General features: G+C 64.6%; 16 protein-coding genes. 11 read left to right on the top strand and 5 right to left on the bottom strand.

Annotation, left to right across the window (positions count from 1 at the left end):
• Positions 1 to 229 precede the first annotated feature (229 nt).
• Complete coding sequence (locus MTX19_RS36725; RefSeq protein WP_280981546.1) at positions 230 to 1,714, bottom strand: sigma-54 dependent transcriptional regulator; 1,485 nt, start codon at positions 1,712 to 1,714, stop codon at positions 230 to 232.
• A 142-nt stretch (positions 1,715 to 1,856) separates the two neighbouring features.
• Here MTX19_RS36725 and MTX19_RS36720 point away from each other — a divergent pair, with 142 nt between their 5' ends.
• The 10 genes from MTX19_RS36720 to MTX19_RS36675 all read left to right on the top strand — a co-directional run bounded on the left by MTX19_RS36720 (position 1,857) and on the right by MTX19_RS36675 (position 12,257).
• On the top strand, positions 1,857 to 3,758 hold the full coding sequence (locus MTX19_RS36720; protein ID WP_280981545.1) for a M3 family oligoendopeptidase: 1,902 nt from the start codon (positions 1,857 to 1,859) through the stop codon (positions 3,756 to 3,758).
• Positions 3,759 to 4,046: 288 nt separating this feature from the next.
• Positions 4,047 to 4,199, top strand: a complete 153-nt coding sequence (locus MTX19_RS36715; protein ID WP_280981544.1) for an aa3-type cytochrome c oxidase subunit IV — start codon at positions 4,047 to 4,049, stop codon at positions 4,197 to 4,199.
• Between the two features lie 138 nt (positions 4,200 to 4,337).
• Entirely contained in the window at positions 4,338 to 5,462 is a 1,125-nt protein-coding gene (locus tag MTX19_RS36710) for a Re/Si-specific NAD(P)(+) transhydrogenase subunit alpha (protein WP_280985732.1), read from the top strand.
• Between the two features lie 12 nt (positions 5,463 to 5,474).
• The gene (locus MTX19_RS36705; protein WP_280975454.1) at positions 5,475 to 5,792 is read left to right on the top strand and encodes a proton-translocating transhydrogenase family protein; all 318 of its coding nucleotides are present in this window, start codon (positions 5,475 to 5,477) and stop codon (positions 5,790 to 5,792) included.
• Positions 5,793 to 5,831: 39 nt separating this feature from the next.
• Entirely contained in the window at positions 5,832 to 7,229 is a 1,398-nt protein-coding gene (locus MTX19_RS36700; RefSeq protein ID WP_280981543.1) for an NAD(P)(+) transhydrogenase (Re/Si-specific) subunit beta, read from the top strand.
• A 183-nt stretch (positions 7,230 to 7,412) separates the two neighbouring features.
• Positions 7,413 to 8,231 (top strand): alpha/beta hydrolase, encoded by an 819-nt coding sequence (locus MTX19_RS36695; RefSeq protein ID WP_280981542.1) that lies wholly within the window; start codon positions 7,413 to 7,415, stop codon positions 8,229 to 8,231.
• A gap of 54 nt (positions 8,232 to 8,285) precedes the next feature.
• Positions 8,286 to 9,383: an ionic transporter y4hA gene (locus MTX19_RS36690; RefSeq protein WP_280981541.1), complete on the top strand. Its 1,098-nt coding sequence runs from the start codon at positions 8,286 to 8,288 to the stop codon at positions 9,381 to 9,383.
• Positions 9,384 to 9,393: 10 nt separating this feature from the next.
• Positions 9,394 to 10,806 carry a sodium:proton antiporter gene (locus MTX19_RS36685; RefSeq protein WP_280985731.1) on the top strand — a complete coding sequence of 471 codons (1,413 nt, stop codon included), beginning with the start codon at positions 9,394 to 9,396 and terminating at the stop codon, positions 10,804 to 10,806.
• A 53-nt stretch (positions 10,807 to 10,859) separates the two neighbouring features.
• Positions 10,860 to 11,144, top strand: coding sequence for a cupin domain-containing protein (locus MTX19_RS36680; RefSeq protein ID WP_280981540.1), 285 nt, complete (start codon positions 10,860 to 10,862; stop codon positions 11,142 to 11,144).
• 273 nt (positions 11,145 to 11,417) lie between these two features.
• A complete protein-coding gene (locus MTX19_RS36675) occupies positions 11,418 to 12,257 on the top strand; it encodes a hypothetical protein (protein ID WP_280981539.1) in 840 nt (279 codons plus the stop codon).
• A gap of 16 nt (positions 12,258 to 12,273) precedes the next feature.
• On the opposite strand, the gene MTX19_RS36670 is transcribed toward MTX19_RS36675, so the two are convergent.
• Both MTX19_RS36670 and rpsU read right to left on the bottom strand, forming a co-directional pair.
• A complete protein-coding gene (locus MTX19_RS36670) occupies positions 12,274 to 12,924 on the bottom strand; it encodes a tetratricopeptide repeat protein (protein WP_280985730.1) in 651 nt (216 codons plus the stop codon).
• Between the two features lie 115 nt (positions 12,925 to 13,039).
• Entirely contained in the window at positions 13,040 to 13,339 is a 300-nt protein-coding gene (gene rpsU / locus MTX19_RS36665) for a 30S ribosomal protein S21 (protein WP_280975462.1), read from the bottom strand.
• A 307-nt stretch (positions 13,340 to 13,646) separates the two neighbouring features.
• Here rpsU and aqpZ point away from each other — a divergent pair, with 307 nt between their 5' ends.
• Positions 13,647 to 14,324, top strand: coding sequence for an aquaporin Z (gene aqpZ, locus MTX19_RS36660; protein WP_280981538.1), 678 nt, complete (start codon positions 13,647 to 13,649; stop codon positions 14,322 to 14,324).
• 91 nt (positions 14,325 to 14,415) lie between these two features.
• Here aqpZ and MTX19_RS36655 read toward each other — a convergent pair whose 3' ends face one another.
• Entirely contained in the window at positions 14,416 to 15,519 is a 1,104-nt protein-coding gene (locus MTX19_RS36655) for a 5-(carboxyamino)imidazole ribonucleotide synthase (RefSeq protein ID WP_280981537.1), read from the bottom strand.
• Positions 15,516 to 16,004 carry a 5-(carboxyamino)imidazole ribonucleotide mutase gene (gene purE / locus MTX19_RS36650; RefSeq protein ID WP_280975465.1) on the bottom strand — a complete coding sequence of 163 codons (489 nt, stop codon included), beginning with the start codon at positions 16,002 to 16,004 and terminating at the stop codon, positions 15,516 to 15,518. Before purE ends, MTX19_RS36655 begins: the two co-directional genes overlap by 4 nt.
• Positions 16,005 to 16,044: the final 40 nt, after the last annotated feature.

Here is a 16,044-nt window from a genome sequence, read left to right as displayed (position 1 = left end):
TCGACTCGCAACGCCTGCACGCAACCAACGCAGACGATACAAACGCCCCTCTCATGCAGCCAGCGCCATGCGGGGCAACTCACGACAAACTGACCCCGAACCACCTGATTTCATTCGGGCTGAGCGGTTTTTGCCACGCAGCCCGATGTTTGTCTGTCACCGCGAGGCCACGGTTCAAAAGGTTCCCGCGGTGCAGCCTCTTGCCTGCGCCACAGCGCGGCCGCCAAGCCTAATTGGCGTCGGCGGCGCGTGCCCCGGCCGCAGCCTCGTCGAGCTTGCGATAAAGTGTCGAGCGGCCGATTTTGAGGCGGCGCGCAACTTCCGACATCTGCCCACGGTAGTGCGAGATCGCGAAGCGGATGATCTCGTTCTCGAGATCTTCCAGGGGACGCACATCGCCTGAGCTGTTGAGCATCGAGAGATTGCCCGCGGCGGGCAGTGCTATGGGTATTTCGTTACCGGAATTCATCGCGGGCGCGGTGGAGGGCGATACGACCAGCGGTTCACCCTGCAACGACTTGCCTTCAGGCGCGGCATGCGCCGTCGCCTGCGGGAAATCGGCGAGCCCGAGCTGGTCGCCATCGCTCATCACCACAGCGCGATACACCGTGTTCTCGAGCTGGCGGATATTGCCGGGCCAGTCGAGTTGCGACAGATGCGCCATCGCCTCGCCGCTGATGCCACTGATGCTGCGGTTCTCCTCGGCACAGAAGCGCGCCAGGAAATGCCGCAACAAGTGTGGAATGTCTTCGCGCCGCTGCCGCAGCGCCGGAATGGTCAGCGGCAGGACGTGCAGGCGATAGAACAGATCCTCGCGGAACTGACCGCCCTTCACCAGATCGAGCAATTTGCGATTGGTCGCCGAGATGATGCGGACGTCGACCTTCACCGGCTTGCGTCCGCCGACTGCCTCGACGGTGCCTTCCTGCAGCGCGCGCAAAAGCTTCACCTGCGTGGCCAGCGGCAACTCGCCGACCTCATCGAGAAACAGCGTGCCGCCATGGGCCTCGACGAACTTGCCCTGATGGCGCTCGGTGGCGCCGGTGAAGGCGCCCTTCTCGTGGCCGAACAGGATCGATTCGACGAGGTTGTCCGGGATCGCGCCGCAGTTCACCGCGACGAACGGCTTCGACTTGCGCTCGCTGCTGCCGTGGATGGCACGCGCGAACAATTCCTTGCCGACGCCGGATTCGCCCTCGATCAGGACGGGAATGGTCGAGGACGCCGCCTTCTGCGCGGTGCGCAGCACTCCGGTCATGGCCTCGCTGCGGGTGATGATGTCAGAAAAGGTCAGCCGGCCCTCGCGGCTGTGCCGGATGCGCTGCAGCTCGCCCTTGAGCGCGGAGGCGTTGAGCGCATTGCGCAAGGAGACCTGGAGCCGTTCGAAGCCGGCCGGCTTGACGACGAAATCCTGGGCGCCGGCGCGCATAGCCGACACCACATTGTCGATACCGCCATGCGCGGTCTGCACGATGACGGGGACGTTCAAACCAGCTTCACGAATCTTTGCGAGGACACCGAGGCCGTCGAGGCCGGGCATCACGAGGTCGAGCACCACGGCATCGATCGCGCGGGCGTCGGGGGCGGTGAGTGCAGCTATCGCCGCGTCGCCACTGTCCACGACGAGAGGCTCATAGCCGCACTTCTGCACCATGTTTTCAACCAAACGACGCTGTACTGCGTCGTCATCGGCGATCAAAATGGTGGCAGCCATGGTTTTCCCCGCACGCTACGGTTATCTGTCTCGAATCGGGGCACTGTCGCCGATGCCGATTAACGCACTCTTAAACGTTGCCATCCCGCTTTCATTCCGCTGCCGCCGCCGTCTTTCCGACTGATGTAGGGTTTCGAACAAGATGACCTCGCGCTCCAAATCTGCTCCCAACAAGTCCGCTCTCCGCAAAGAAGCCGCACTCCGCAAGAAAACCGCTCAACGCAAATCGGCCACCGCCAGACCGGCTTCGAAAAGGGCGGCCAGCAAGACCGGCAAGCTGCCCGAATGGAATCTGGCAGATCTCTACTCCGGTATCGACGCGCCGGAAGTCGCACGCGACCTGGCGAAGATGGATGCAGATTGCGTCGCGTTTGAGACCGACTACAAAGGCAAGCTCGCCGAACATACCGCTCGCGACGGCGGCGGCAAATGGCTCGCCGAGGCTATCAGGCGCTATGAGGCGATCGACGATCTCGCCGGCCGGCTCGGCTCTTATGCCGGCCTCGTTCATGCCGGCGACAGCGTCGATCCCGCGATCTCGAAGTTCTATGGCGACGTGTCCGAGCGGCTGACCGCTGCGTCGGTGCATCTGCTGTTCTTCTCGCTCGAGCTCAATCGCGTTGACGATGATGTGATCGAGCGCGCGATGGCCGAACCCGAGCTTGGCCATTACCGGCCGTGGATCGAGGATCTGCGCAAGGATAAGCCGTATCAGCTCGAGGATCGCGTCGAGCAGCTGTTTCACGAGAAGGCGCAGAGCGGCTACGCGGCCTGGAACCGGCTGTTCGACCAGACCATCTCCATCCTCCGCTTCAAGGTCGCGGGCAAGGAGCTGGCGATCGAGCCGACGCTGAACCTGTTGCAGGACAAGGTGGGCGACAAGCGCAAGGCGGCGGCGCAGGCGCTGGCGAAGACCTTCAAGGACAATGAGCGCACCTTCGCACTGGTCACCAACACGCTCGCCAAGGACAAGGAGATCTCCGATCGCTGGCGCGGCTTCCAGGATGTCGCGGATTCCCGCCATCTCAACAACCGCGTCGAGCGCGAGGTGGTCGACGCCCTGGTCGCCTCGGTGCGCGCGGCCTATCCCAAGCTGTCGCATCGCTATTACGTCTTGAAGGCGGTATGGTTCGGAAAGAAGAAGCTGGCGCACTGGGACCGCAACGCGCCGCTGCCGTTCGCGGCATCAGGCACGATCGCCTGGCCCGAGGCGCGCAACATGGTGCTGTCGGCCTATCGCGGCTTCTCGCCCCGGATGGCCGAGATCGCGGAGCGCTTCTTCACCGATCGCTGGATTGATGCGCCGGTCCGGCCCGGCAAAGCCCCCGGCGCGTTCTCGCATCCGACCACGCCGTCGGCGCACCCCTATGTGCTGATGAACTATCAGGGCAAGCCGCGCGACGTGATGACGCTTGCGCATGAGCTCGGCCACGGCGTCCACCAGGTGCTGGCGGCGAAGAACGGGGCGCTGATGGCGCCGACGCCGCTGACGCTGGCCGAGACCGCGAGCGTGTTCGGCGAGATGCTGACCTTCAAGCGGCTCCTGTCCCAGACCAAGAACGCAAAGCAGCGCCAGGCACTGCTCGCGGGCAAGGTCGAGGACATGATCAACACCGTGGTGCGGCAGATAGCGTTCTATTCCTTCGAGCGCGCGGTGCATACCGAGCGCAAGAACGGCGAGCTTACCGCCGAGCGGATCGGCCAGCTCTGGCTTAGCGTGCAGGGCGAAAGCCTCGGGCCGGCCATCGAGATCAAGCCGGGCTACGAGACGTTCTGGATGTACATCCCGCACTTCATCCATTCGCCGTTCTATGTCTATGCCTATGCCTTCGGCGACTGCCTGGTGAACTCGCTCTATGCGGTCTACGAGCACGCCGCCGAAGGCTTCGCCGAGCGCTATCTCGACATGCTCGCCGCCGGCGGCACCAAGCACTATTCCGAGTTGCTCAAGCCGTTCGGGCTCGACGCCAAGGACCCGAAATTCTGGGACGGCGGTCTGTCCGTCATTGCCGGGATGATCGACGAACTGGAGGCGATGGGCTGAGGCCGATCGATTCGGGTTTGCCAATCCAGGGGGCCGGACGGCAGTCCGGCCCACAAGGAACTGTGTTGGTTATTTCGCGCGGCGGGCGGCACGATTTTTCTTCCGCGCTCGTGGTCGGGAGATAAATCCTGCCCAAATGGCGATGAACCGCCGCCGGCGCCGGTTGCGAGCCGGCCAGGATCCGGGACAATCGGCCCCACAAATGGCTTGATCGGGACCGCGCCGTTGCCCTGCCACCGCGATTGCGGTAATGGCTCGCCAGATACGAATTTCTGACTGGGGACAAGGATGGCAGACCATAGCGAAGTGGCATACACGACCGCTGACGGCAACGATTACGTGGCGCATGAGCAGACCTATGAGGGATTCCTCATGCTGGTCAAATACGGCACCATCAGCGTCGCCATCATCCTCATCCTGATGGCCTATTTCCTGCTCTGATCCTTTGATCGGCTGCGGCGCTGCCGGCCTCGGCGGCGCATATTCCTGTCCAACCCGGTGGCAAAAACCGGGTATCCAATCTGGCGAAAATAACGCTAGTTTGAAGACGCGCGCGCCGCTTGCGCCGCCGGAGGGCCCATGAAGATTGCCGTTGCCAAGGAAATTGATCCGTCCGAGCCGCGGGTTGCGGCGTCGCCCGATACCATCAAGAAGTTCAAGGCGCTCGGCGCCGAGGTGGCGGTCGAGCCCGGCGCGGGCATCAAGTCGGGCCTGCCCGATTCGGAATTCACCGCGGCGGGCGCCACCGTCAGCGCAGACGCGGTCAAGGACGCCGACATCGTCATCAAGGTGAAGCGGCCCGAGGCCTCCGAGCTCTCCAAATACAAGCGCGGCGCGCTCGTCATCGCGATCATGGACCCCTACGGCAACGAGGCCGCGCTCAAGGCGATGGCCGATGCCGGCATTGCGGCCTTCGCGATGGAACTGATGCCGCGCATTACCCGCGCTCAGGTGATGGACGTGCTGTCCTCCCAGGCCAACCTCGCGGGCTACCGGGCGGTGATCGAGGGCGCCGAAGCCTTCGGCCGCGCGTTCCCGATGATGATGACCGCGGCCGGCACGGTTCCGGCCGCAAAGGTGTTCGTGATGGGCGTCGGCGTCGCCGGCCTGCAGGCGATCGCGACCGCGCGGCGGCTCGGAGCCGTCGTCACCGCGACCGACGTGCGGCCCGCCACCAAGGAGCAGGTGGAATCGCTGGGCGCGAAATTCCTGGCGGTCGAGGACGAGGAGTTCAAGAACGCCCAGACCGCCGGCGGCTACGCCAAGGAGATGTCCAAGGAGTATCAGGCCAAGCAGGCCGCGCTGACCGCCGAGCACATCAAGAAGCAGGACGTCGTGATCACGACCGCGCTGATCCCGGGCCGTCCGGCGCCGAAACTCGTCTCGAGCGAGATGGTGAAGTCGATGAAGCCTGGTTCGGTGCTGGTCGATCTCGCGGTCGAGCGCGGCGGCAATGTCGAGGGCGCCAAGGCCGGCGAGGTCGTCGACCTCGATGGCATCAAGATCGTCGGCTACACCAATGTCGCCGGCCGCGTCGCGGCGTCGGCCTCCGGCCTCTACGCGCGCAACCTGTTCTCATTCATCGAGACCATGGTCGACAAGGCCAAGAAAGAGCTCGCGGTCAACTGGGACGACGAGCTGGTGAAGGCCACCGCCCTGACCAGGGACGGCGCCGTCGTCCATCCCAGCTTCCAGCCGAAATAAGGAGAGAAAGCCATGGAGCATATCGCGCAGGCCGTCGATCCCTTCGTGTTCCGGCTGTCGATTTTCGTCCTCGCCGTGTTCGTCGGCTATTTCGTCGTGTGGTCGGTGACCCCGGCGCTGCATACGCCGCTGATGAGCGTGACCAACGCGATCTCGTCGGTGATCGTGGTCGGCGCGCTGCTTGCGGTCGGCGTCGGCATGGTTTCGAGCGGCTCGGGCTGGGCCCGCGGCTTCGGTTTCGTGGCGCTGGTGTTCGCCTGTATCAACATCTTCGGGGGCTTTCTCGTCACCCAGCGCATGCTGGCGATGTACAAGAAGAAGTCGAAGTAAGCGCAAACACCTCGGGATGAGGAAAATTGGGGGCCTGAGATGAGCGCCAATCTCTCTGCACTGTTGTATCTCGTGGCAGGCGTGCTGTTCATCCTGTCGCTGCGCGGCCTGTCGAGCCCGGCCAGCTCGCGGCGGGGCAATCTGCTCGGCATGATCGGCATGGCGATCGCGGTCGGCACGACACTCGCGAGCCATCCGCCGGCCGACGGCGTCGCCTGGCTGCTCGTCATCCTTGCGGTCGCGATCGGCGGCGGCATCGGCGCTGTCATCGCACGTCGCGTGCCGATGACCTCGATGCCCGAGCTCGTCGCCGCGTTCCACTCGCTGGTCGGCATGGCCGCGGTGCTGGTCGCCGCCGGTGCGTTCTATGCGCCGGAAGCGTTCGACATCGGCACGCCCGGCAACATCCACCCGCAGAGCCTGGTCGAAATGTCGCTCGGCGTCGCGATCGGCGCGCTGACCTTCACCGGCTCGGTGATCGCGTTCCTGAAGCTCTCGGCGCGGATGAGCGGCGCGCCGATCATCCTGCCGTTCCGGCACGTCATCAACATCGTGCTGGCGCTGGCGCTGATGTTCTTCATCGTTGGCCTCGTGATGTCGGGCAGCGCGCTCGACTTCTGGCTGATCACCATCCTCGCGCTGGCGCTCGGCGTGCTCATGATCATCCCGATCGGCGGCGCCGACATGCCCGTCGTTATCTCGATGCTGAACTCCTACTCCGGCTGGGCCGCGGCGGGCATCGGCTTCACGCTCGGCAACTCGGCGCTGATCATCACCGGCGCGCTGGTCGGCTCATCCGGCGCGATCCTGTCCTACATCATGTGCCACGCGATGAACCGCTCGTTCATTTCGGTTATCCTCGGCGGCTTCGGCGGCGAGACGGCGGCTGCGGGCGGCGGCAGCGGCGAGCAGAAGCCGGCCAAGCTCGGTTCGGCCGACGATGCAGCCTTCATCATGAAGAACGCCTCGAAGGTCATCATCGTGCCCGGCTACGGCATGGCGGTGGCGCAGGCCCAGCATGCGCTGCGCGAAATGGCCGACCTCCTGAAGAAGGAAGGCGTCGAGGTGAAATACGCGATTCACCCGGTCGCCGGCCGCATGCCGGGCCATATGAACGTGCTGCTGGCCGAAGCCAACGTGCCCTATGATGAGGTGTTCGAGCTCGAGGACATCAACTCGGAGTTTGCCCAGGCCGACATCGCCTTCGTGATCGGCGCCAACGACGTTACCAACCCGGCCGCGGAAGAGGACAAGAACTCGCCGATCTACGGCATGCCCGTGCTGCAGGTCTGGAAGGCCGGCACCGTGATGTTCATCAAGCGCTCGCTGGCGTCCGGCTACGCCGGCATCGACAATCCGCTGTTCTACCGCGATAACACCATGATGTTGCTCGGCGACGCTAAGAAAGTCACCGAGAGCATCGTCAAGGCGATGTAGGGCACTGAACCGGGAGTGGCATCGACAAAATCGCATGCCGCGCCGGGTCACGCGCGAACCGCGGATCAATTGGCACGGGGCGCATGCGCTGGTTTGCGCTTGCCGGGCTATTCCGGAGAGCATCAGGTCTGACGCCGGGAAGCTGCTCAAAGCCCGGCGCGAGAAGCAGCTACGGCAACCTGGATGGCGTTGGTCATCACAATCCTGAAGTGGCTGCTGATTGCCACTGCCGTTGCCTATATCGGCGGGCTCGGGGTGTTGTTCGTCAAGCAGCGCGACATGCTGTTTCCGATTCCACCGGTCGGGCGGACCGCGCCGGATGCGGCGGGATTTCCTGAGGCCGAAGAGCGTGTCCTGACCACCGCCGATGGCGAGAAGGTCATCGTCTGGCATGTGCCGGCGAAGCCGGGGCGGCCCGTCGTCCTGTTCTTTCACGGCAACGGCGACTTCCTGGCCGGCCGCGTGGCGCGCTTCAAGGGAATCACGGCCGACGGCACCGGGCTGGTCGCGCTGTCCTATCGGGGCTACGCCGGCTCGAGCGGGACGCCGAGCGAGCGCGGACTGCTGCTGGATGCCGAGGCGGCCTATGCGTTCGCCACCGCACGCTACAGCGCAGAGCGGCTCGTAGCCTGGGGATTCTCGCTCGGGAGCGGAGTGGCCGTCGCGGTGGCCGCCGAACATCCCGTCGGCAAGCTGATCCTCGAGGCGCCCTATACCTCGACGGCGGATGTCGCCGGCGCGCTGTTTCGCTTCGCGCCGGTCAGCCTCTTGATGCGGGACCAGTTCCACTCCGACCGGCGCATCATCAGCGTCACGGTGCCGCTCCTGTTCATGCATGGCACTGATGATCCGGTGATCCCGATCGGCTTCGGCGAGCGGCTGTTCAGCCTTGCCCACGAGCCCAAGCAGTTCGTCCGCTTCGCGGGTGGCGGGCACGACGACCTCGATGATTTCGGTGCGATCCGCACCGCACGGCAATTTATCAACGCCGCGGGAGGCTGACGGCGGCGATTGTCTGTCGCATAATCGGACCATCGAATTGAGGGGGCTGACGACATGAGCGCACTCGGACCGATGCCGCGGTCGGCCTGGCTGTTTCCCGCTCTGGCGGCGCTGTTGTTTGCCGCCGTCACGGCGTCGGGCTACGCCTTCGCGCCATCGGCCGGTGGCTGGTTGTTCGCGGCCGTCCTGCTCCTGGTTCTGTTTGGCACGGTGTTCGCAGCCGTGCACCACGCCGAGATGATCGCCGAGCGGATCGGCGAGCCGTTCGGGACGTTGCTCCTGACGCTCGCCGTTACCGTCATCGAGGTGGCGCTGATTGCGACCATCATGCTCGGCGACACGCCGGCGCCGACGCTGGCGCGCGACACTGTCTTCGCCGTGGTGATGATTGTCTGCAACGGCCTGGTCGGGCTGTGCATCTTCATCGGCGGCATCAGGTATCGCGAGCAGGACTTTCAGATCACCGGCGCGAACCTGTATCTCAGCGTCCTGTTCGTGCTCGCGACCATTACGCTGGACATGCCGAACTTCACGCTGACCGCGCCCGGGCCGGTCTATTCCACGGCCCAGCTTGCCGTCGTGAGCACCGTCACCGTGCTGCTTTATGCGGTGTTTCTCTACACCCAGATGATCCGCCACCGCGACTATTTCGTCAGCAGCGCCAACGAGGCGGCCGAGCATGGCGAGGTAATCTCGGACCGCATGCTGGTGATCAGTATCGTATTGCTGCTAGTGGCGCTCCTGTCGGTCGTGCTGCCGGCCAAGAAGTTCTCCATCGTGGTCGATGTCGTCACCGCGAAGATCGGCGCGCCGCCGGCTTTTGCCGGCGTCGTGGTCGCGCTCCTGATCCTGCTGCCGGAGAGCGTCGCCGCGGTGTCGGCAGCGCACAAGAACGATCTGCAGAAGAGCATCAATCTCGCGCTCGGCTCGTCGATCGCGACGATCGGCCTCACCGTTCCCGCCGTGGCGGTTGCCGCTTATATGCTAGACAAGGAACTCGTGCTCGGGCTCAGCAACCAGCATATGTTGATCCTGCTGCTCACCTTCATGGTCAGCATGCTCACCTTCGGCACCGGGCGCACCAACATTCTGTTTGGGCTCGTGCATATGGTGGTATTTGCCCTGTTCGTGTTCATGGTCTTTGTGCCGTAGCGCTCGCCTGATGAGATACCTGCCGGTCGCGGCCCTGCTGCTCGTGCTCTTTCCGCAATCCGCCGACGCCGCCACGCTCGATGGCGCGGCGATGCGCTGGCCGTTCGCGCTTCCCTTTATCGGTCTGCTGCTCTCGATCGCGGTGGGACCGCTGCTGTTTCCCAAGGTCTGGCATCACCATTATGGAAAGATCGCGGCCGGGTGGGCTGTCGTGACGCTCGCTGCGATCTGGTGGCTTGCAGGCGGCGCGGTGACGCTGGCAGCCGTCACCCATGCGCTGCTCGCAGAATATCTGAGCTTCATCGTGCTGCTGTTCGCGCTCTACACGGTCGCGGGCGGCATCCTCGTCAGCGGCGACATCAAAGGCACGCCGCTGAACAATACGGTCATCCTGGCACTGGGCACCGTGATGGCGAGCATCGTCGGCACCACTGGCGCAAGCATGATCCTGGTCCGGCCCTTGATCAGTGCAAACCTCGCGCGCCCCCACAACCGGCATGTGGTCATTTTCTTCATCATCCTCGTGGCCAATGTCGGCGGCGCTCTGAGCCCGCTGGGCGATCCGCCGCTGTTCGTCGGATTTCTGAACGGGGTGGATTTCTTCTGGACCACGCGGAACCTCTGGCTTCAGACGCTCATCGTGGCCGGTTCGCTGCTGGCGATTTTCGCCGTCGTGGACCTCTGGCGCTTCCGCGGCGAACGACCGGGGGCCTCCGTCACAGCCCCGTTTGCCCCGATCAGGATCCGGGGGCTGCTCAATATCCCCCTGATCGCCGCGATCGTGGGCTGCATCCTGCTGTCGGCGAACTGGAAGCCCGGAATCGCGGTGGACATCATCGGCACCCATCTCGAACTGCAGAACCTGGTGCGCGACGCCATGCTGATCGTGATCGCGCTGCTGTCGCTCTGGCTGACCCGCGAGGAGCACCGCGAAGCCAACGGGTTCACCTGGGAGCCCATCCGCGAGGTTGCGAAACTGTTCGCCGCGATTTTCGTCGCCATCATTCCAGTGCTGGCCATGCTCGACGCCGGCAAGGATGGCGCCTTTTCCTGGCTGCTGTCGGCCGTCACCGAGGCCAACGGCACCCCCAAGGAGGTGGCGTATTTCTGGTACACCGGTCTGATGTCGGCGTTTCTCGACAATGCGCCGACCTATCTGCTGTTCTTCAAGCTGGCCGGGGGCAATGTCGACAGCTTGATGAATGCGCTCTCGGGCACGCTGGCAGCGATCTCGATGGGCGCCGTGTACATGGGGGCCCTGACCTATATCGGAAACGCGCCGAACTTCATGATTGCCGCGATCGCCGCGGAACGCGGCATCAAGATGCCGAGCTTCTTCGGTTATCTGTTTATCGCCTCCGGCATTCTCGTTCCGCTGTTTCTCCTCTTGACCTTGCTTCCGATAGCCCCTGTTCTCCATTGACGGCGGATCCGGTATTCGCGCGCCAGACAACGCGTCAACGTGGAGAAAATATCATGCTCAGTGCTGCATCGGATGTTCAGATGGACACGCCGGAGGTGCGGGTCACCGAATGGCGGCTGGCGCCGGGCAGCGCCACCGGCCCCCACACCCATGAGATGGACTACGTCATCGTGCCGATCACCGCAGGCGAGATGACGATCGTGACGCCGAACGGCGAGCGCTCGAAGGCGCAGCTCGGCGTCGGCAAGTCCTACTTCCGCAAGGCGGGCGTCCAGCACGACGTGCTCAACGAGACCGCCAGCGAGATCGTGTTCCTCGAGGTCGAACTCAAGCCTTGAGACCTGCGCCTGCCGTTTCACGGCCGAATTGCGACTCCGGAATGGCAGATCGGTGCCGACGGGTGTGGAAATTCATCGCGCGTTAACGGCTGCACGATGATCTGGAAAGCGGAAGCGGCGCCGCGATTTTGTACGTGGAGTCGCCTCCGGCTGAAACTGAAGTGACACCAAAGGTGACGGCGGAACAGGCGTTTGCCACTGATCCGACGCAGTTGATCCCTCAATGTGCCTCAAAGTTCCAGCATGAAATCCGGGGCGGGGAGTGGCAGGGCCATGCTGAGTTACTTGAAGAAATTCGCGATGGACATCTTTCCCTCGGTGGCGGCGACCATCATCGGGGCGTACATCGTTAACCACTACATCGTCGCCAAGCCGGAAGCACCTGCACAGGCGGCGGTGTCTGCTACTGCCACCCCAGTCGTCGCCAAGCCCGCAGAGAAGCCCACCGTCGTCAGCAGCCTCCCCGAAGCTGGCGTGAAGGCCAAGGGCATCTCCGAGAGGACGCTGATCGAACGGTCGGCGTCCGAGAAGGCCACCGTCACCGAAAAGCCGGCTGAGAAATCCGCCGACGTGAAGGCCGCCGATTCGCCGGCCGAGACCGCGAGCATCCCTGCCGACACGCGCCATCACTCCGCGCCGAAGGCGGTGGCGAAGCTCACGCCGGCAGCCCCCGCGGCCGAGGCCGCGGTCGCACCGGAAGAGGGACGTGACGCCAATGACCTTGCCCGTGCGGCGATCGAGCGGCTGCGCAAGGAGAGCCCTCCGCGTGCGCAGGAAGCTGTCCGCCAGGAACCGCGTCCGACCGAGATGGCCCGGCTGCCCGAGGCGCAGCGCGCCGCGACGCCGCAGTCGATCCGGCCCCTGCCGCCGCCGATCATGGTCTCCAACCCGACCGATCAATCGGTCGATCAGTCGTCGCAGCCGCGGCCGCCCTATGCGGCCGATGCTTCTGATCCCGACCGCCTGACTCCGCCGGCCGACATTCCGGTCGCGCGCGCGCCGCTTGATCTGCGTGCCGAGGCATCTGAGCCGCCGCCTCCGAAGGACCACACGGTAGCCGACGACATGCTGTCCGCCGCCAAGTCGGTATTCCACGCGGTTCTGCCGAAGTAAGCCGCCCGAAGACGCTTTAGCCGCCGGTGCGCGCCAGGCCGCTGCGCGCGCCGTCGTCCTTTGGCCGCAGCGCGAGCGCGCGATTGTAGGACGCCGCTGCCTTGGCCTTCTCTCCGAGCCGCTCATAGACCTGGCCGCGGACGCTCCACGCCGCCGCGCTGTTCGGATCGGCCTGAACGGCCTCGTCGAGGTCGGCGGCGGCTTGCTTGGCCTTGTCGATAGCGAGGTAGCTGGTGGCACGGCCAAGCAGGGGCTCGGCCTTTTGCGGTGACAGGCCGCTCGCCGCGGTGAAATCCTCGATCGCCTGCTGATGCTGGCCCTGTCCCTGATAGATCAGGCCGCGGCCGTAGAGCGCCTGGATGTTGTAGGGGTCTGCCGCCAGCGCCTGGTCGAACTCGGCGAGCGCTTCGTCGCGCTTGCCGTCATGCGCCAGCGCCTGGCCGCGGGTCGCGTGATCCCTGGCGTCGCTGATATTTTGCGCGGTGATCGTGTCGGCTGGCTTCTCGGCGGCGGCCGCCGGCTTCGTCTTGTCGTCGGAGCCCCATGACCCGAGGTCGATGGAGCAGCCTCCAAGGGGGAGGGCAAGGGCGATCGCAAGGGCGATGAATTGCGACGCGCGATGGCGCCGCACAGGTCCGGAACGGGGGCGGGGCGCCGGAACAGCCATTATGCAAAATGCTCTTGCAGGTGATTTTGCATTGGTAACCCGGAATGCCGCCTGCTTCAAAACAACAACGCGGGCCCCAGGCCCGCGCTGTTAGACTTCCAGATCGGCAAACGGTTCAGCGCGGTCCGCGACCAGCGCCTGCGCCACCACGGCCACCGGCACCACGGTCGCCGCCCGGACCGGCGCCGAACACCGGCTTCGGCTTCATCGGCAGCAGGCCTTCGCGCTGCAGCTTCTTGCGCGCCAGCTTGCGGGCGCGGCGGACGGCTTCGGCCTTTTCGCGGGCCTTCTTCTCGGACGGCTTTTCGTAATGACCGCGGAGCTTCATCTCGCGGAAAATGCCCTCGCGCTGCATCTTCTTCTTCAGCGCCTTGAGAGCCTGGTCAACATTGTTATCGCGGACGAGAACCTGCACGCGGCATCCTCTTTTGAATTGATCGGTTCGGAATTCTGGCAAAGTGAAGAGGCGGCAAAAGGCCTGCTTCTTAACCCTAGGCGCGCGCATGTATCAGAGAAATGCGCTGATGTCCACCAGTGGAGTGACTTTCCGGCCTAGTAAAGGCGCGAAATGCGGCGAAACTGCCCCTGTGCGGCCCTGATTTGGGTGATTTGGCGCCCAGATTGGGCCGCTCCCGGCGTTTTGATAACCCGGACATTGGAAATAGGGGAGATGCGACATGGATATGAAGAAATATGCGGCCGAGGCCATCGGCACCTTCTGATTGACCTTCGCCGGCTGCGGCAGCGCGGTGATTGCGGCCGGCTTTCCGCAGGTCGGAATAGGCCTCGTCGGCGTGGCGCTCTCGTTCGGTCTGAGCGTGGTCACCATGGCCTACGCCATCGGCCATGTCTCTGGCTGTCACCTCAATCCGGCCGTAACGGTCGGGCTTGCCGCGGGCGGGCGCTTCCCGACGGGCCAGATCCTGCCCTACATCATTGCCAAGGTCGCCGGTGCGATCATGGCCGCTGCACTGCTTTACGTGATCGCCAGCGGCGCGCCGGGATTCGACGTGGCCAAGGGCTTTGCATCGAACGGCTATGACGCGCACTCGCCTGGTCAGTACAGCATGGTGGTGTGCTTCATCACCGAAGTGGTGATGACCATGATGTTCCTGTTCGTCATCATGGGGGCGACCCAAGGCAAGGCGCCGGCGGGCTTCGCTCCGCTCGCGATCGGGCTTGCGCTGGTGATGATCCATCTCGTCAGCATTCCCGTCACCAACACCTCGGTGAATCCGGCGCGCAGCACCGGACCGGCGTTGCTCGTCGGCGGCTGGGCGCTGGCGCAGCTCTGGATGTTCTGGGTCGCGCCGTCGATCGGCGGCGTGCTCGGCGGCGTGATCTATCGCTGGGTCAGCGACGAGCCGACCGGTGTCGTCGCCGGCGTGAAAACCGCGTGATCAAGCAAATGGGATCGTGATCGTCACGATCCCATTTTCGTTCGTCTGTCTTCATTGACCTGTCGGGCGTGCCGCTGTGGCGGACCGTGACCTATGGCTTGCGGGCTGGAGTCACCTGGGTGACATGGCCCATCTTGCGGCCGGGGCGCGGTGCGCCCTTGCCGTAGAGATGAACTGTGGCGCCGGGCACGGTGAGCCACTGCTCATAATTCAGGATATCGTCGCCGATCAGGTTGGTCATGGTGACCTCGCCGTGACGCACCGGCTTGCCCAGCGGCCAACCGGCGATTGCGCGGATGTGCTGCTCGAACTGCGAGATCGAGGCGCCGTCGAGTGTCCAATGGCCGGAGTTGTGCACGCGCGGCGCGATCTCGTTGACCAGGACCGTGGGCGCACCATTGCCTGGCACCACGAACATCTCGACCGCCAGCACGCCGACATAGTTCAGCGCGGTTGCGATTTTCTCGGCGATGGCGCGTGCCTGCGCGGCGACTGCGTCGGGAATGGCCGCCGGCGCGCGGGAGATCTTCAGAATGTGGTCGCGATGCTCGTTCTCGGTAACGTCGAAGCACTCGACCTCGCCGGAGGCCGAGCGTGCCGCGATCACCGAGATCTCGCGTTCGAACGGCACGAAGGCCTCGAGGATCGCCGACTTGGTGCCGAGGTCCTGCCAAACCCGGTCGAGGTCGTCGCCGGCGCGGATGATCGCCTGGCCCTTGCCGTCATAGCCGAAACGACGGGTCTTGATGACCGCGGGCAGGCCGATGCGTTCGATCGCCGCGCGCACCATGCCGACCGAGGAGACGTCGGCATAATCAGCGGTGCCGATGCCGAGCTTGCTGACGAAGTCCTTCTCGATCAGCCGGTCCTGCGTGGTCTCGAGGATCTTCTGCGCGGGCAGGACCGGGCGTCGCGCGGCGAGCACCAGAGCGGTTGCCGCCGGCACGTTCTCGAACTCATAGGTGACGACATCGACGTCGTTGGCGAACAGCTCGAGCGCCTCGACGTCGGCGTATTCCGCGCAGGTTGCGTTTTGCACCACGTCGAAGGCTGGCGAATCCGGGTCCGGCGAAAACACCTGGCACCTGAGCCCCAAGCGCGCCGCCGCCATGGCGAGCATGCGGCCCAATTGGCCGCCGCCGAGGATTCCGATGGTGTCGCCCGGCTTCAGCTTCACTGCGGTCGAAGCTGTCACGCCGAGGCCTCCGGATGGTCCTTCACCGCATCGGTCTGCTGCTGGCGCCAGGCCACCAACCGGCCCGCCAACGCGGAATCGTTCAGTGCCAGCACGCTCGCCGCGAGCAGTGCGGCGTTGATCGCACCCGCCTTGCCGATGGCGAGGGTTCCGACCGGAATCCCGGCCGGCATCTGCACGATCGAATAGAGCGAATCGACGCCGGACAGCGCCTTCGATTCGATGGGAACGCCGAACACCGGAAGTTCCGTGAGCGCCGCGGTCATGCCCGGCAGATGGGCCGCGCCACCGGCGCCGGCGATGATCACCTTGTGGCCGGCAGCCTTGGCTCCCTTGGCAAAGGCATAGAGCCTGTCCGGGGTGCGGTGGGCGGAAACGATCCGGGTCTCGCAGGCGACCCCGAGAGCTGACAGCGTCTCGGCGGCATGGCGCATGGTCTCCCAATCGGATTGGCTTCCCATGATGATGGCGATCGGGGCGGTCATTTCGTCAATTCTGTGCAGGAATCCAAAAGCATAGGCCGAT

Origin of the sequence: Bradyrhizobium sp. ISRA464 (assembly GCF_029910095.1) — a bacterium.
GTDB lineage: Bacteria > Pseudomonadota > Alphaproteobacteria > Rhizobiales > Xanthobacteraceae > Bradyrhizobium.
Note: the sequence above shows the minus strand (reverse complement) of the source record. Positions and strands in the feature narration are given on the sequence as shown.

Bases quoted from the DNA above. Each gene is read 5' to 3' on its own strand.
- MTX19_RS36700 (WP_280981543.1), top strand. From the start codon at position 5,832: ATGAGCGCCAATCTCTCTGCACTGTTGTATCTCGTGGCAGGCGTGCTG.
- purE (WP_280975465.1), bottom strand. From the start codon at position 16,004: ATGACCGCCCCGATCGCCATCATCATGGGAAGCCAATCCGATTGGGAG.
- MTX19_RS36675 (WP_280981539.1), top strand. From the start codon at position 11,418: ATGCTGAGTTACTTGAAGAAATTCGCGATGGACATCTTTCCCTCGGTG.
- MTX19_RS36685 (WP_280985731.1), top strand. From the start codon at position 9,394: ATGAGATACCTGCCGGTCGCGGCCCTGCTGCTCGTGCTCTTTCCGCAA.
- MTX19_RS36705 (WP_280975454.1), top strand. From the start codon at position 5,475: ATGGAGCATATCGCGCAGGCCGTCGATCCCTTCGTGTTCCGGCTGTCG.
- MTX19_RS36725 (WP_280981546.1), bottom strand. From the start codon at position 1,714: ATGGCTGCCACCATTTTGATCGCCGATGACGACGCAGTACAGCGTCGT.
- MTX19_RS36695 (WP_280981542.1), top strand. From the start codon at position 7,413: ATGGCGTTGGTCATCACAATCCTGAAGTGGCTGCTGATTGCCACTGCC.
- MTX19_RS36715 (WP_280981544.1), top strand. From the start codon at position 4,047: ATGGCAGACCATAGCGAAGTGGCATACACGACCGCTGACGGCAACGAT.
- MTX19_RS36690 (WP_280981541.1), top strand. From the start codon at position 8,286: ATGAGCGCACTCGGACCGATGCCGCGGTCGGCCTGGCTGTTTCCCGCT.
- MTX19_RS36680 (WP_280981540.1), top strand. From the start codon at position 10,860: ATGCTCAGTGCTGCATCGGATGTTCAGATGGACACGCCGGAGGTGCGG.
- MTX19_RS36720 (WP_280981545.1), top strand. From the start codon at position 1,857: ATGACCTCGCGCTCCAAATCTGCTCCCAACAAGTCCGCTCTCCGCAAA.
- MTX19_RS36710 (WP_280985732.1), top strand. From the start codon at position 4,338: ATGAAGATTGCCGTTGCCAAGGAAATTGATCCGTCCGAGCCGCGGGTT.
- MTX19_RS36670 (WP_280985730.1), bottom strand. From the start codon at position 12,924: ATGGCTGTTCCGGCGCCCCGCCCCCGTTCCGGACCTGTGCGGCGCCAT.